The sequence below is a fragment of the Paraburkholderia sp. SSBN10T genome (assembly GCF_056619545.1).
The window spans coordinates 25,949-39,870 of sequence record NZ_JBWQQI010000034.1 but is presented as its reverse complement, the minus strand read 5'-3'; the positions used below and the strand labels follow the sequence as shown (position 1 = coordinate 39,870).

12 protein-coding genes and 2 tRNA genes are annotated in these 13,922 nt (G+C 60.9%); all 14 read right to left on the bottom strand.

All coding sequences use genetic code 11. From position 1 onward, the window contains the following. Nucleotides 1–16 precede the first annotated feature (16 nt). Complete coding sequence (locus tag AC1ECK_RS34110) at nucleotides 17–313, bottom strand: DUF4148 domain-containing protein (RefSeq protein ID WP_480327286.1); 297 nt, start codon at nucleotides 311–313, stop codon at nucleotides 17–19. 915 nt (nucleotides 314–1,228) lie between these two features. Next, nucleotides 1,229–1,305, bottom strand: a tRNA-Pro gene (locus tag AC1ECK_RS34105). A 76-nt stretch (nucleotides 1,306–1,381) separates the two neighbouring features. After that, a complete protein-coding gene (locus AC1ECK_RS34100; protein WP_480327284.1) occupies nucleotides 1,382–1,792 on the bottom strand; it encodes a MerR family transcriptional regulator in 411 nt (136 codons plus the stop codon). A gap of 46 nt (nucleotides 1,793–1,838) precedes the next feature. Continuing rightward, a complete protein-coding gene (locus AC1ECK_RS34095; RefSeq protein WP_480327282.1) occupies nucleotides 1,839–2,249 on the bottom strand; it encodes an integration host factor subunit alpha in 411 nt (136 codons plus the stop codon). Between the two features lie 69 nt (nucleotides 2,250–2,318). Then, a complete protein-coding gene (gene pheT / locus AC1ECK_RS34090; RefSeq protein ID WP_480327280.1) occupies nucleotides 2,319–4,757 on the bottom strand; it encodes a phenylalanine--tRNA ligase subunit beta in 2,439 nt (812 codons plus the stop codon). 228 nt (nucleotides 4,758–4,985) lie between these two features. Then, a complete protein-coding gene (pheS, locus tag AC1ECK_RS34085) occupies nucleotides 4,986–5,999 on the bottom strand; it encodes a phenylalanine--tRNA ligase subunit alpha (RefSeq protein ID WP_480327278.1) in 1,014 nt (337 codons plus the stop codon). 157 nt (nucleotides 6,000–6,156) lie between these two features. Then, nucleotides 6,157–6,516, bottom strand: a complete 360-nt coding sequence (gene rplT / locus AC1ECK_RS34080; protein ID WP_006052502.1) for a 50S ribosomal protein L20 — start codon at nucleotides 6,514–6,516, stop codon at nucleotides 6,157–6,159. A gap of 29 nt (nucleotides 6,517–6,545) precedes the next feature. Continuing rightward, the gene (rpmI, locus tag AC1ECK_RS34075; RefSeq protein ID WP_111935491.1) at nucleotides 6,546–6,743 is read right to left on the bottom strand and encodes a 50S ribosomal protein L35; all 198 of its coding nucleotides are present in this window, start codon (nucleotides 6,741–6,743) and stop codon (nucleotides 6,546–6,548) included. Nucleotides 6,744–7,008: 265 nt separating this feature from the next. Beyond that, entirely contained in the window at nucleotides 7,009–7,533 is a 525-nt protein-coding gene (gene infC / locus AC1ECK_RS34070; protein WP_074263967.1) for a translation initiation factor IF-3, read from the bottom strand. 49 nt (nucleotides 7,534–7,582) lie between these two features. Continuing rightward, the gene (gene thrS, locus AC1ECK_RS34065; protein ID WP_480327276.1) at nucleotides 7,583–9,490 is read right to left on the bottom strand and encodes a threonine--tRNA ligase; all 1,908 of its coding nucleotides are present in this window, start codon (nucleotides 9,488–9,490) and stop codon (nucleotides 7,583–7,585) included. A gap of 261 nt (nucleotides 9,491–9,751) precedes the next feature. Next, nucleotides 9,752–9,828, bottom strand: a tRNA-Val gene (locus AC1ECK_RS34060). A 119-nt stretch (nucleotides 9,829–9,947) separates the two neighbouring features. After that, nucleotides 9,948–12,191, bottom strand: coding sequence for a RelA/SpoT family protein (locus AC1ECK_RS34055; protein WP_480327274.1), 2,244 nt, complete (start codon nucleotides 12,189–12,191; stop codon nucleotides 9,948–9,950). A 63-nt stretch (nucleotides 12,192–12,254) separates the two neighbouring features. After that, entirely contained in the window at nucleotides 12,255–12,608 is a 354-nt protein-coding gene (locus tag AC1ECK_RS34050) for a RidA family protein (RefSeq protein ID WP_480327272.1), read from the bottom strand. An 81-nt stretch (nucleotides 12,609–12,689) separates the two neighbouring features. Further along, nucleotides 12,690–13,610: an alpha/beta fold hydrolase gene (locus AC1ECK_RS34045; protein ID WP_480327270.1), complete on the bottom strand. Its 921-nt coding sequence runs from the start codon at nucleotides 13,608–13,610 to the stop codon at nucleotides 12,690–12,692. Between the last annotated feature and the right edge of the window lie 312 nt (nucleotides 13,611–13,922).

The following is a 13,922-nucleotide window of genomic DNA, read 5'->3' as shown; positions in this document are numbered from 1 at the left end:
GACTGGGTGGTTCCGCTTAGTGATGCGAAAAGAGTCTGGGCTGCCCTTCCGGAGAGAGGACTTCGCGCGATTGAGTCGATCCCGCCATCGGCGCGCCGTACGATGTCGTGTCGACCGTTGTTGCGGCTTGCGCCGATTTTTGCGGGTCTGGATAGTGGCTCCGGGATTGATGCAGCGTGCCGTTCTTCTCAGCCGCAACAATCTGAGCCTGAACGTCCGCACGTGACACCGGATCGTTCGCGGTCTGGGCAAAACTTGCAACCGGTGCGGCCAGAGCAGATGCGAGAATGAGACTGCAAATGGTGATCTTCATGCTAAGTTATCCTCTCTATATGCGTCGACCGGAAAATCCGGAAGACCAATGAAGCATCATCTGCGGGTAAGCTCGGCGTTTTTGCACAGCCGACACCGCGCGTTCGATGCACATCGTCAGATTACTCAATCAACCTTAGCTCAGGCTTAGCGTAGCGAATAGCATTCGACCCAAGGCACACCTAAAGAGATTATGCTGCGCGGTACAACAGTTTTCGATGCAACCAAACGAAGCATCGGATACCTGGGAGTCTGTAGGAAAACGCAGATCGGAGCACGTACACCAAATGCACTCACGGCACCTTAAGAGAAGCTGAGGCAGGCCATCATTTGAAAAAAATATAGTTCTCAAGAACCGGACTGTGCTTGCCGATAGTTAAGTTGCCGTAAGACGGCGTAACTTCTGGAGAGAACTATGTCAATTCAGGCTGTAAGTCAGAACTCGACGCAGTCAACTGCGCCGAACACCAACGCTCAAGCTACACAATCGACAACCAGCGCCACATCTTCCAAGGCGGCGTCTTCCTCGACTTCGCCCCCGGCATCGTCCACAGTGACCATTAGCAGCGCTGGGCGGGCAGCGCTGGCTGAAGCGACCGAGTCGTCAGTTCAAACGGCACAGGAAGCCGCTCATGGCGATCATCAGGCGCAACGGCTTCTGACAAAGGAGCAGGCATCGAAAGCCGGGTAACCGGGCGCCCCGCCGACGCAATACAAGCGTGTAGCAGCGCAACTGATCCACCTGCGGGGAACATCGGACCGGTCTCGTGTTTCCCGCAGCGACCTGCATCTTCTGACAGGCAAGTCCCGCCCTGGTGGTCTGCGACTGAGACTGGTTGAGGTTCCGATGTTCGGGCGTCGAAGCCACAATAGAAAAAGGCCTTATGGACATGCATCCATAAGGCCTCGATTTCTTTGGTCGGGGCGAGAGGATTTGAACCTCCGACCACCTGCACCCCATGCAGGTACGCTACCAGGCTGCGCTACGCCCCGAACAGCTAAAAATTATAACAGACACTTCAATCGATTAGAACCGCCAGTCCTCAACAAACCTGCGAAAGTACGCTATTCAGTGGCTCAGCAAATCGATCACGTGCAGCAGTTCCTTGCGCAACTGATCGACATCGACCGTAGCGGTGGTCGTGACGGACGGTGGCTCGAGCGCTTCGCCCTGCTGCTCTTCGAGATCCGCAGGCCCACCCTGCACCGCACCATGCGAGTCGAGCCGGTTGCGTGCACCGTTGATCGTGAAGCCCTGCTCATAGAGCAATTCGCGAATCCGCCGGATCAACAGCACCTCGTGATGCTGGTAATAACGGCGATTGCCGCGCCGCTTCACCGGCCTCAACTGCGTGAACTCCTGCTCCCAGTACCGCAATACATGCGGCTTCACACCGCACAGTTCGCTCACTTCACCGATGGTGAAGTAGCGCTTCGCCGGAATCGGAGGCAAGACGACTTTTTCGATCGTCGCTGTCATCGTCAGTTAGCCGTCGTGGTGGGTTGCGCAGGAACGCGCCAGTCGGTCAGCGCGTGAAGCTCGCCTCAGCGCCGCTTTCAACCAGCGCCTTCAGCTTTTGACTTGCATGGAACGTCACAACGCGGCGAGCGGCAATCGGAATTGCCTCGCCGGTCTTCGGATTCCGACCGGGACGCTGAGGCTTGTCGCGCAACTGAAAGTTGCCGAAGCCCGACAGCTTCACGCTGTCCCCGCTCTCCAGCGCATCGCGAATCACTTCGAAGAACGCCTCGACCATGTCCTTCGCTTCCCGCTTGTTGAGTCCGACATTGTCGAACAGCAACTCGGCAAGCTCAGCCTTGGTCAGCGTGGGCGTTTCCGCCGAAGTGTTAGCGGATGATGTCGGAATATCGCGAATCATGGCGCTACGTTGCGCCGTAAGAAGGGCTTCGAAATCACTCGAGTTCATTTCATTCATATCTATCAAATGGCGCGCCACCCAGAAACCGGAGAATGCGAAAACTGTCGCATAAAAAGTATCTACGGGTTATCCGCGCAACCGTGCGCCATACACTCGAGCCAGGCGATCCACCAGGGTTTGAATGGCCAGATCGACCGTCTCGTCCTGAAGGGTTCCGCCAGTATCTTGCAAGGTCACACGGAACGCAAGGCTTTTCTCGTGAGCTGCCAACCCACCGGAAGTATTTGATTTTGGACGAAATTCGTCGAAAAGCGCAACCCTGCGGACGCTCTTGCAAGCGTCCTCGGAAAGCGCCTTTTGCAGCTCGTCCAGCAGTGCCTGAACCTCGACTTTTTGATCGACGACCACCGCGATATCGCGACGCACCGGCGGAAACTTCGATACTTCCGACGGAACCGGCAATGCTCGCTGAATTAATGCTTCCGCTTCGATTTCAAACAGAATCGGCGCATGCGGCAAATCATATTTTTGCATCCAGCGCGGATGCAATTCGCCAATCCAGCCCACCGCGCGGCCATTCAATTCAATGCGCGCACTGCGTCCCGGATGCAGCGCCGGGTGCTCGGCCTTCACGAAGCGCGCCACTGCCGGCGCGAGCAAGGCTTCCAGATCGCCCTTGACGTCGAAGTAATCCACGACGCGCGTCGCTGCGCCCCATTGTTCTTCCTGCGCCGGACCGTAGGCGAGCGCGCCGAACATCTTCGGCTGCGTGAAGCCCTCGACCTGCAGTTCCCCGGCCTTGATCGCGGGATCCTGCAGGAACACACGGCCCACCTCGAACACGCGCACGCGGTCCGCCGCACGGCGACTCAGATTCGTACGCAGTACTTCGATCAGGCTGCCGAACAGCGTCGTGCGCATCACCGAAAGCTGGCTCGCGATCGGATTCAGCAGGCGTACCGGCTTGTCGTTGCCGGCAAAATCCTGCTCCCACTGCGCGTCGACGAAGCTGAAATTCACCGTCTCGGCATAGTCGCGCGCAGCGAGCGCATGACGGATGTCGTGGATGGTGCGCTGCGTTTCATTGGTCGCGCGCATTTCGCTCTTCGCGACCGGCGGGCGCGCCGGAATCTTTTCGAAGCCATAGATACGCGCGACTTCTTCGATCAGGTCTTCTTCGATCTCGATGTCGAAGCGGTACGACGGCGGTGTCACGCAGAACACCTCGTCGCCTTCGCGTTCGAACGTGAGACCAAGGCGCGTGAAAATCTGCGCGATCTCGTCAGCGCCGATCGCAATGCCAATGATGCGGTTGGCACGCGCCACGCGCATCCTGACCGGCGCGCGCTGCGGCACATTGACGATCTGGTCGTCCACCGGACCGGCTGCGCCGCCGCAGATATCGAGGATCAGTTGCGTGATGCGTTCGATATGCTCGACGGTGGTCGCATAGTCGACGCCGCGCTCGAAGCGATGGCCTGCATCGGTCGAGAAGTTGTATTTGCGCGAACGGCCGCGAATGCTATCCGGCCACCAGAACGCGGCTTCCAGATAGATGTTGGTCGTATCGAGCGTCACGGCCGTGCTGTCGCCGCCCATGATGCCGGCGAGACTTTCGATGTGCTGCTCGTCCGCGATCACGCCAACCGTTTCGTCGAGTTCGACGGTGTTGCCGTTCAGCAGCTTGAGCGTCTCGCCCTTGCGGCCCCAGCGCACATCCATGCTGCCGTGGATCTTGTCCAGATCGAACACGTGCGACGGACGGCCCAGTTCGAGCATCACGTAGTTGGAGATGTCGACCAGCGCGGAAATGCTGCGCTGGCCCGAGCGTTCCAGACGCTCGACCATCCACTGCGGCGACTTCGCGCGCGCATTGACGCCGCGAATCACACGACCCGAAAAACGGCCGCACAGGTCCGGCGCCGAGATCTTGACCGGCAACGTTTCGTTCAGCTTGACAGTGGCCGGCTTGATCTCGAGCGCACGCAGCGGCGCGCCGGTGATGGCCGAGGTCTCGCGCGCCACGCCGAACACCGAGAGGCAGTCCGCCTTGTTCGGCGTCAGCTTGATTTCGAAGATGGTGTCGTCGAGGTTGAGCGTCTCGCGGATGTCCTGGCCAATCGGCGTATCTTCCGGCAGGATCATCAAGCCGCTATGATCTTCCGAGAGCTTCAGTTCGCGGGCCGAGCACAGCATGCCCTGGCTTTCCACGCCGCGCAGCTTCGAGAGCCTGATCGCAAACGGCGCACCGCCTTCCTCGGCGGGCGGCAGTTCCGCACCAACCAGCGCGACCGGCACCTTGATGCCCGGCGCGACGTTCGGCGCGCCGCAGACGATGTTGAGCGTCGCGCCCGTGCCGGCGTCGACCTGACACACGTTGAGCTTGTCCGCGTCCGGGTGCTTGACGACCTCGAGAACCCGGCCGACCACGATCTTCTTGGTCGCCGGCGCGGCAGGCCGCAGCCCTTCGACTTCGAGGCCGGCCATCGTCAGCGCGTGCGACAGCTCGTCCGTCGTCATCTGCGGGTCGACAAAGCTTCTTAGCCAGGATTCCGGGAATTGCATGGTTCTGTGTACGTTCTGATCAGGTTAGTCCACGTCCGGCCGGGCCCTTCTCCAGTCACCCTTTGGGTAACCAGCCGCCCTGCCGGTGGCACTGCTTGCGGCGCGCACTGCCTGCGTCTCTACATCTGACAGCGTGCGCGGCCACCCTTGTTGCTCGTTGTTGCGCGCTATTGCGACCTCTTGCGCGCTGCGTATCGAGCTCGCCGTTGCCTCATCCAGCTTGCGGCTTCAGGCGAATTGCCGCAGGAAACGCAGGTCGTTTTCAAAGAAAAGACGCAGATCCTGCACGCCGTAGCGCAGCATCGCCAACCGCTCGAGACCGCTGCCGAAAGCAAAACCGATGTAGCGTTCCGGATCGAGGCCCATGTTGCGGATCACCGTGGGGTGAACCTGGCCGGACCCCGAGATTTCGAGCCACTTGCCGGCGTTCTTGCCCGTTTCGAACAGCATGTCGATCTCGGCCGACGGTTCGGTGAACGGAAAGTACGACGGACGGAAGCGCACGAGGATGTCGTCGCGCTCGAAGAATTTTTTGAGGAAGTCGGTGTAGACGCCCTTCAGGTCGGCGAAGCTGATGTTCTCGTCGATCCAGAGGCCTTCGACCTGATTGAACATCGGCGAGTGCGTCGCGTCGCTATCCACACGGTACGTGCGGCCGGGCACGATCACCTTGATCGGCGGCGTGTTGGTGCGCGCATAGCGCACCTGCATCGGGCTCGTGTGCGTGCGCAGCAGCAACTGGCGGCCGTCGGCGTCCTTGCCGTCTACATAGAAGGTGTCTTGCATCGAACGGGCCGGATGGTTTTCCGGGCTGTTCAACGCGGTGAAGTTGTACCAGTCGGTTTCGATTTCGGGGCCGTCGGCCACGTCGAATCCGATCGTACGGAAAATCTGCTCGACGCGTTCCCACGTGCGCATGACCGGGTGCAGGCTGCCTGCTCCGAGGCCTCGGCCGGGCAACGTGACGTCAATGGCTTCAGCGGCGAGGCGCTGGTTCAGGAGGGCATCGGCAAGCGCCTGACGGCGGACCGTCAAGGCGGCTTCCACCTGCTGCTTGGCGACGTTGATCCGCGCGCCTTCAGTCTTGCGCGTCTCGGGATCGAGTTTGCCAAGGCCCTTCAACAGCTCGGTCAGCGCACCCGATTTACCGAGAAAGCGGGCTTTCTCGTTCTCGAGGGTAGTGACGTCGTTGGCTTCCCCGAAGGCTTTTTGCGCGTCAGCGACAATCTGGTCCAGATCCATTGATCCCATCATTTCAACGTCAGTGTTCAATCGATGCAAAACTGGCTCGACCAACAAAAAAGGGGCTCGGTGAGGAGCCCCGTTTTTGTTGCAGCGTCACCGAGACTACCGGATCTTCGCTGCAACGAACCACGCAGTTTAATTGCCCAAAGCGCAATCAGGCTGCAACGGCGGCTTTCACCTGCTGAACGATCGCAGCAAAAGCAGCCTTGTCGAACACAGCCATGTCGGCCAGCACCTTGCGGTCGAGTTCGATCGAAGCCTTCTTCAGGCCGTTGATGAACACGCTGTACGTCATGTCGTGCTGACGCACCGCCGCGTTGATACGCGTGATCCACAATGCGCGGAACACACGCTTCTTGTTGCGGCGATCGCGGTAGGCGTATTGGCCTGCGCGCATGACCGCCTGCTTGGCGATGCGATAGACGTTATTGCGACGGCCGCGGTAACCCTTGGCCAGCTTGATGATCTTCTTGTGACGGGCCCGTGCGGTAACCCCACGTTTGACTCTAGGCATAATTTGCTCCTGTGAGTTTTAGTTAAGGGTTAGGCGAACGGCAGCATTGCGCGCACGGAGTTCATATCGGAATCATGAACTGCCGTGGAACCGCGCAAATGACGTTTGTTCTTGGTGGTCTTCTTGGTAAGAATGTGGCGCTTGAAGGCCTGACCGCGCTTGACGGTACCGCCCGGACGCACCACGAAGCGCTTTGCAGCACTCTTCTTGGTCTTCATCTTCGGCATGACAACTCCATTATTAGATGGATATGGGTGTGCGGTCGGCCTGATGGCCATGACCCGCCCTTCGAAACCCACTCCACTTGGTATGCAGCCGGCCGATCCTGCTGGCCGCCGCCTTTCAGAAACGGCGCTCATTTATATAGACGCCGCTCCGAAACCTGCTTGTCTTCGCCACGACTGCCCATGCAGGCGGCAAAGCACGACTCAATCTTTTCACCACTACGGCGCGCGCCTCGCGGCGCGCCGCCCGACAACCCACTTGGGTTGATTACTTCTTTTTCTTCGGAGCGAGCACCATGATCATCTGGCGCCCTTCCATTTTCGGCATTTGCTCGACCTGACCGACTTCGTCCAGGTCAGTACGCAGACGCTCCAGCATGCGCATACCGATTTCCTGGTGGGCCATTTCGCGGCCGCGGAAACGCAACGTGATTTTCGTCTTGTCGCCGTCGTCAAGGAAGCGGATGAGGTTGCGCAGTTTGACGTTGTAATCGCCATCATCGGTACCCGGCCGGAATTTTACTTCCTTGACCTGGACGATCTTCTGCTTGAGCTTGGCCTCGTGCTGCTTCTTCGCTTCCGAGTACTTGAACTTGCCGTAGTCCATCAAGCGGCAAACCGGCGGCACCGCCTGCGGAGCGATTTCGACCAGATCCACATCTTGCTGTTCCGACATGCGGAACGCATCAGCGAGTTTCACGATGCCGAGCGGTTCGTTCTCGACTCCGACCAGGCGCACCTCGGGTGCAGTGATTTCACCGTTGATGCGGTGCGCAGACTTATCAGTAGCGATGTTACGTTTCCTCTAAAAATTAAAAAAACGAGCCGGGCTGCCAGGTGGTTTACCTGAACGACTGCACGTCCTGATGCAGACGCTCAATGAAGGCGCTGACGGGCATCACACCCAGATCAACACCGCCACGGGCACGCACGGCTACCGTTTGGGCATCACGCTCTTTGTCGCCGACCACAAGGAGGTACGGCACCTTTTCTAGCGTGTGCTCGCGTATTTTATAGCTAATCTTCTCGTTGCGCAAATCGGCCTCGACTCTAACCCCTTGTTTTTGCAACGATTGGGCCAGAGACTGGGCGTATTCCGCCTGACTTTCCGCAATATTCATCACAACCACCTGCATCGGCGCCAGCCATGAAGGCATTGCACCAGCATGGTGCTCGATCAGGATGCCAAGGAAGCGTTCCATTGATCCGACGATTGCCCGATGCAGCATGATCGGGCGGCGGCGGCTGTTGTCTTCCGCGACATATTCGGCGCCCAGGCGCTCCGGCAACACCATATCGAGTTGCAGCGTGCCGCATTGCCACGAGCGGCCGAGCGCATCCTTGATGTGGTACTCGACCTTCGGACCGTAGAAGGCGCCTTCACCCGGCAGCTCTTCCCACGTCACGCCGCAGGCCGTCAGCGCATCGCGCAAGCCCTGTTCGGCGCGATCCCAGGTTGCGTCGGTACCGGCACGCGCGTCCGGACGCAACGATAGCTTGATCTCCACGTTATCGAAGCCGAAATCCTTGTACACACTCATTGCCAGTGTGTTGAAGGCGATCGATTCGCTGATGAACTGGTCTTCGGTACAGAAAATGTGCGCGTCGTCCTGCACGAAGCCGCGCACGCGCATCAGGCCGTGCAGCGCACCCGACGATTCGTTGCGGTGGCACGAGCCGAACTCCGCATAACGCAGCGGCAGGTCGCGGTACGAACGCAAACCGTGGTTGAACACCTGGACGTGACCGGGGCAGTTCATCGGCTTGATCGCGTAGTCGCGCTTTTCCGATTCCGTCGTGAACATGTTTTCACGATAGTTCTGCCAGTGGCCCGACGCTTCCCAGAGCGAACGGTCCATGATCATCGGCGTCTTGATTTCGAGGTAGCCGGCGCCGTTCACGCGGCGGCGCATGTACTGCTCAACCTGCTGCCACAGCGTCCAGCCGCGCGGATGCCAGAACACCATGCCCGGCGACTCGTCCTGCATATGGAACAGGTCGAGCTGCTTGCCGAGCTTGCGGTGATCGCGCTTCTCCGCTTCTTCGAGCATGTGCAGGTAGGCTTCCTGGTCTTCCTTCTTGGTCCAGGCCGTACCGTAAATACGCTGCAATTGCTCGTTCTTCGAATCGCCACGCCAGTAGGCGCCCGCGACCTTCATCAGCTTGAAGACCTTCAGCTTGCCGGTGGACGGAACGTGCGGGCCGCGGCACAGATCGGTGAAACCGCCGTGCGAGTAGAGCTTGATCTCACCGGTCGAAGGAATCGATTCGATGATCTCGGCCTTGTACTTTTCGCCGATGCTCTTGAAGTAGTCCACTGCTTCGCCGCGCGACACCACGCGGCGCGAGACCGGCTCGTCCTTCTTCGCGAGATCCTGCATGCGCTTTTCGATCTTCTCGAGATCTTCCGGCGTGAAGGGACGGCTGTAGGCGAAGTCGTAGTAGAAGCCGTTGTCGATCACCGGGCCGATCGTCACCTGCGCTTCCGGGTACAGGTCTTTCACCGCGTACGCGAGCAAGTGCGCCGTGGAGTGGCGAATGATGTCGAGGCCGTCAGCGTCTTTTTCCGTGACGATCGCAAGCGACACGTCGCGATCGATCAGCGCGGACGTATCGACCAGTTCGCCGTCGATCTTGCCGCCGAGCGCAGCTTTCGCGAGGCCGGGGCCGATGGAGGCCGCCACTTCGGCGACGCTCACCGGATGCTCGTATTGACGAACCGAACCGTCAGGCAGACGTATCGAAACCATTGCGTTCTCCGTGGTGCCGACCGGCGGCGGCACATACAACGAGGTGAAAAAACTAAAAGAGCCAAAAAAAATGCGGCCCCGCTTTCGAGGGGCCGCATTCACATTTCCTGCAAACTACATTGGCGAAAGTGGTCCTCGACTAGCGTCGCTCCGAAGTGGTTTCGGTCAACGTTCGCGGTGCCATAACCGTATTCGCCTTTTTGCGCCAAGGCGCTTACTGCAGCTTGCGAAACCCCGGCGAACCGGAATTTCTCTTTTCGTTGGTAGGCTCGATTGGACTCGAACCAACGACCCCCACCATGTCAAGGTGGTGCTCTAACCAGCTGAGCTACGAGCCTGAAGAAACGAGATTATATGGAGCGCCACATCGCTTGGCAAGTACTTTTGTACACCGACGCTGAAAATTCCCGCTGCCCTTCTATCAACACCAGAGCAGCGGCAAGCGCCGCATCCGGCCTCAGCTTTTGCGCCCCGCCCGCACGACACCCGTGACTTCGCCCAGCAGCGCGCAAGCGCGCTGAATCTGCGCGGCGCTCGACACCTCGACCGTGAACTGCATGAACGCGGCGTTACGGCGCGTCTGCGTCTTCACGCCGATGACGTTCATCTTCTCGCGCGCGAATACTTCGGAGATATCGCGCAGCAAGCCCTGGCGATCGGTGGCGTCGATCGTCAGATCGACCGGGTACACCGACTGCCCGCGTCCGCTCATCACATCTGCGGACCATGCGGTTTCCAGCACACGTTCGGGCGCGCGCTCGGCCATGCGCAAAAACGTCGGGCAATCGCTGCGGTGAATCGACATGCCCTTGCCGCGCGTGACGAAGCCGCTGATGCCGTCGGGCGGCGCCGGACGGCAGCAACGCGCGAGTTGCGTGAGCAGCGCGTCGACGCCCACCACCAGCACACCCGTCGACGCACCATGCGCGACGCTCGAGCCGCTGCTGCGCTTCTCGAACTGCTCCGGCGCTTCGATCACCGGCTCCGGCGGCGGCGCGTCCTGCAGCGCCTGCTCGACCTGCCGCAAGCTGAACTCTTCCTTGCCGACCACCGAGAACAGATCGTCGGTGGTCTTGAAGCCGAGCTTCGCCGCGAGCTGATCGAGATTGACCGAGGTCTTGCCTTCGCGCTGCAGCGTCTTTTCGACCATCGCCCGGCCGGTGGCGATGTTCTCCTGGTACTCGACCGCGTTGAACCATGCGCGCACCTTCTGCCGCGCACGCGGGCTATGCAGATAGCCGAGCTGCGGGTTGAGCCAGTCGCGCGACGGGCCACCCTCTTTCACCGCGACGATCTCCACGGTCTGGCCGTTCTGCAATTGCGTGTTGAGCGGCACCATCGCGCCATCCACGCGTGCGCCGCGGCAACGGTGCCCCAACTCGCTGTGCAGGTGATACGCGAAGTCGACGGGCGTCGCGCCCTGCGGCAGCGGAATCACGCGCGCCTGCGGGGTGAGCACATAGATGTGGTCGTCGTCGAAGGTGGCCTGACGCAGTTGCTCCCACGGCTGCGCCGCGCGCTTTTCGCCGTGCTCGCCCTCGGACACGTCGTCCTTCCACGCCAGCAACTGGCGCAGCCACGCAATCTTCTCGTCGTATTTCTCGCTCGCGGTGACCTGGCCGCCATAGCCGCGCGTGCCGGCTTCCTTGTAGCGCCAGTGCGCCGCCACACCGTATTCGGCGAACTGATGCATCTCGTGGGTGCGGATCTGCACTTCGAAGGCCCGGCCGTCGTCGCCGATCACGACCGTATGCAACGACTTGTAGCCGTTCGGCTTGGGCCGCGAGATATAGTCGTCGAATTCCTTCGGCACCGGTTGCCACAGGTTGTGCACGATGCCGAGCACTGTGTAGCAATCCTTGATATCCGGCACGATGACGCGAAACGCGCGCACGTCGTACAGCTCGGAGAAATCGAGCTCTTTGCCGTGCATCTTGCGCCAGATGCTATAGATGTGTTTCGGCCGTCCGCTGACTTCCGCGCGAATGCCGGCGGCGGTGAGCTCCTGCTGCAGCCGCGCAATCGCTTCGGCCACATAGGTCTCGCGCTCCACACGCTTCTCGTCGAGCAACCTGGCGATGCGCTTGTAGGTGGCAGGCTCTTCGAAGCGCAGCGCGAGGTCTTCGAGCTCCCACTTCAATTGCCAGATGCCGAGACGGTTCGCGAGCGGCGCATAGATATCGAGCGTCTCGCGCGCCACATCGGGCGAAGGCGTCAACTTGGCCGCCGCGTAGTAACGCATGGATTGCAGCCGCGACGCGAGCCGGATCAGCACGACACGAATGTCCTGCGCGAACGCGAGCAGCATCTTGCGCAGCGCCTCGACCTGCGCTCGACGCGCGGCCTGGGCATCGCGTCCGGCTTCGGGAATCGCGTTCTGCGCCGCCCGCAAACTGACGGTGCCCAGGCGCAGCAGCTTGCGCACATCGCCCACGAGCTGCGCGACCTCTTCGCCGAAGTTATCGGCGATCACCTGCTCCGGGTCCTGCAGATGCGGCGTCAGCGCAAACAAGGCCGCCGCCAGCACCGCCGGCGGATCGACGTTGAGCGTGCGCATGATCGCCGCAGTCCCGGCTGCGTGATCCGCCAGCAATTCACCCGACGACAGCCGCACTTCTCCCGCGTGCTCCCGCACGAACGCCATCGCATCTTCGAAAGAAGGCACGGGGATAGGTACGGTCGTAACGGTATCGGGATTCATGGTGCGACGGCTCGCCGGGCGCGGCGGATCAACAGGGATTCAACAACACTTGCAGATGCGGACTCAGCTGCGCTGCGCAGCGACAACGACCACTTCAACGAGGCACTTCGGGTTGGCGAGCTTTGCTTCGACGGTGGCACGCGGCGGCGTGGCGCCCTGCGCAACCCACTCGTCCCACACCGCGTTCATGCCGGCGAAGTGAACCATGTCGGAGATATAAATCTGCACCGACAGCAGGTGCGACTTGTCGCTGTTCACTTCAGCCAGCAGACGGTCGATGTGGCCGAGCACTTCGCGCGTCTGGCCCGTGATGTCCTGATCTGCGTCCTCGGCGATCTGGCCGGCAAGGTACACGGTGCCGTTATGCACGGCGGTTTCCGAGAGCCGCTTGCCGACGTGGTGACGAATGACTGCCATAGAGATTCCTGATGTTGGTTAAAGTTGAGCGGTGATGCCTTGCGCATCGCCCCTTCAAGGAACGCGCCGCGCAGCCTCATATTATGACGCGTCGGCAGCAGGCCCGATAAAGAAGCTGCGCGCAATCGCGATCTGCTCTGCACTGAGAAACGCCGGCGCGTGGCCCACACCGGGGATTTCGACGCTGGACACCGAGTTGCCTTCGGCGACCATCTTTTCGACCGTTTCATGCGACAGCAGGTCGGACTCCGCTCCCCGCACCACCAGTACCGGCCCCTGGATTGCCTTCAGCGCCCCCCACAGGGCAAGCTCGCCGGCCGCGGCCATTTCGTCCGTGGTGGCCGCGAACGGCTGGGCAATCCGCGGGTCGTAGCGGAAATACCATGCGCCATCCCGCTCTTGCAGCAGCGGCGTGTTGATCTCGCGCCATTCTTCCGGCGTCAGCGGACCGAACGATTGCGCCAGCAGCGCCGCGTAATCGATGCCCTGCTGCAGGGTGTCGAACTGCACCGGCTTGCCGAGGTACTCGCCGATGCGAGCGACCGCCACCGGCTCGAGACGCGGACCGACATCGTTGAGCAGCAGCTTGCGGACCGGCGAGTCCGGCTGGCCCGCGAGACCCAGCCCGATCAGGCCGCCCATCGAGGTGCCGAACCAGTCCACCTGCTCCACGTCGAGCCGCGCGATCAGCGTGACCATATCCGCGACGTATTGCGGCACGGTGTAGTAGTTGGGGATGTTTAGCCAGGATGAAAGCCCCCGGCCCACCACATCCGGGCAGATCACGCGGTAGGTGTCGGCAAAGGCCGCCGCCAGCCGGTCGAAGTCGCGCCCCGAACGCGTCAGGCCGTGCACGCAGACCAGTACCCGCGGATTCGCCGGGTCGCCCCATTCGGTGTAGGCCATCCGATGCAAGCCGCCGGGGCTCGCGCACTGCACGAAACGTTGGCGGGGCGCAGCCTGCCCGGGAGCGGTATGCGAAGCGGGAGACGTGGCGGTCATCAAAATTTCCTTGTGAAGGCGCGGACTTCGGTCCGGTTACCCGGGCGGCCAAAGTGGCGGCACAAACAGCGGCGCGAGCGGCAACAAGCACAGCGAACATCCGTCAGGCACAACGAGCCGGGAGAGGCGCGCATCAATGGACAGGCATCGTGAAGACAATTGTAAACGGCTTTGCAGTGCGCCAAGGATCGGCCAAACAGCATAGGCGAAAGCAAACGTACCCGCGTGGTCCGCACATCCGCCGCCTCAAAACAAAGCGGGCGAGGACTCAACCAGTCTCGCCCGCTTCGCATCGGTCCTGCTCATCGGCAG

What these genes read in the sequence shown, in the direction of transcription:
- AC1ECK_RS34110 (WP_480327286.1), bottom strand. Translation starts at nt 313, where the DNA reads ATGAAGATCACCATTTGCAGTCTCATTCTCGCATCTGCTCTGGCCGCA.
- AC1ECK_RS34100 (WP_480327284.1), bottom strand. Translation starts at nt 1,792, where the DNA reads ATGACAGCGACGATCGAAAAAGTCGTCTTGCCTCCGATTCCGGCGAAG.
- AC1ECK_RS34095 (WP_480327282.1), bottom strand. Translation starts at nt 2,249, where the DNA reads ATGAATGAAATGAACTCGAGTGATTTCGAAGCCCTTCTTACGGCGCAA.
- pheT (WP_480327280.1), bottom strand. Translation starts at nt 4,757, where the DNA reads ATGCAATTCCCGGAATCCTGGCTAAGAAGCTTTGTCGACCCGCAGATG.
- pheS (WP_480327278.1), bottom strand. Translation starts at nt 5,999, where the DNA reads ATGGATCTGGACCAGATTGTCGCTGACGCGCAAAAAGCCTTCGGGGAA.
- rplT (WP_006052502.1), bottom strand. Translation starts at nt 6,516, where the DNA reads ATGCCTAGAGTCAAACGTGGGGTTACCGCACGGGCCCGTCACAAGAAG.
- rpmI (WP_111935491.1), bottom strand. Translation starts at nt 6,743, where the DNA reads ATGCCGAAGATGAAGACCAAGAAGAGTGCTGCAAAGCGCTTCGTGGTG.
- thrS (WP_480327276.1), bottom strand. Translation starts at nt 9,490, where the DNA reads ATGGTTTCGATACGTCTGCCTGACGGTTCGGTTCGTCAATACGAGCAT.
- AC1ECK_RS34055 (WP_480327274.1), bottom strand. Translation starts at nt 12,191, where the DNA reads ATGAATCCCGATACCGTTACGACCGTACCTATCCCCGTGCCTTCTTTC.
- AC1ECK_RS34050 (WP_480327272.1), bottom strand. Translation starts at nt 12,608, where the DNA reads ATGGCAGTCATTCGTCACCACGTCGGCAAGCGGCTCTCGGAAACCGCC.
- AC1ECK_RS34045 (WP_480327270.1), bottom strand. Translation starts at nt 13,610, where the DNA reads ATGACCGCCACGTCTCCCGCTTCGCATACCGCTCCCGGGCAGGCTGCG.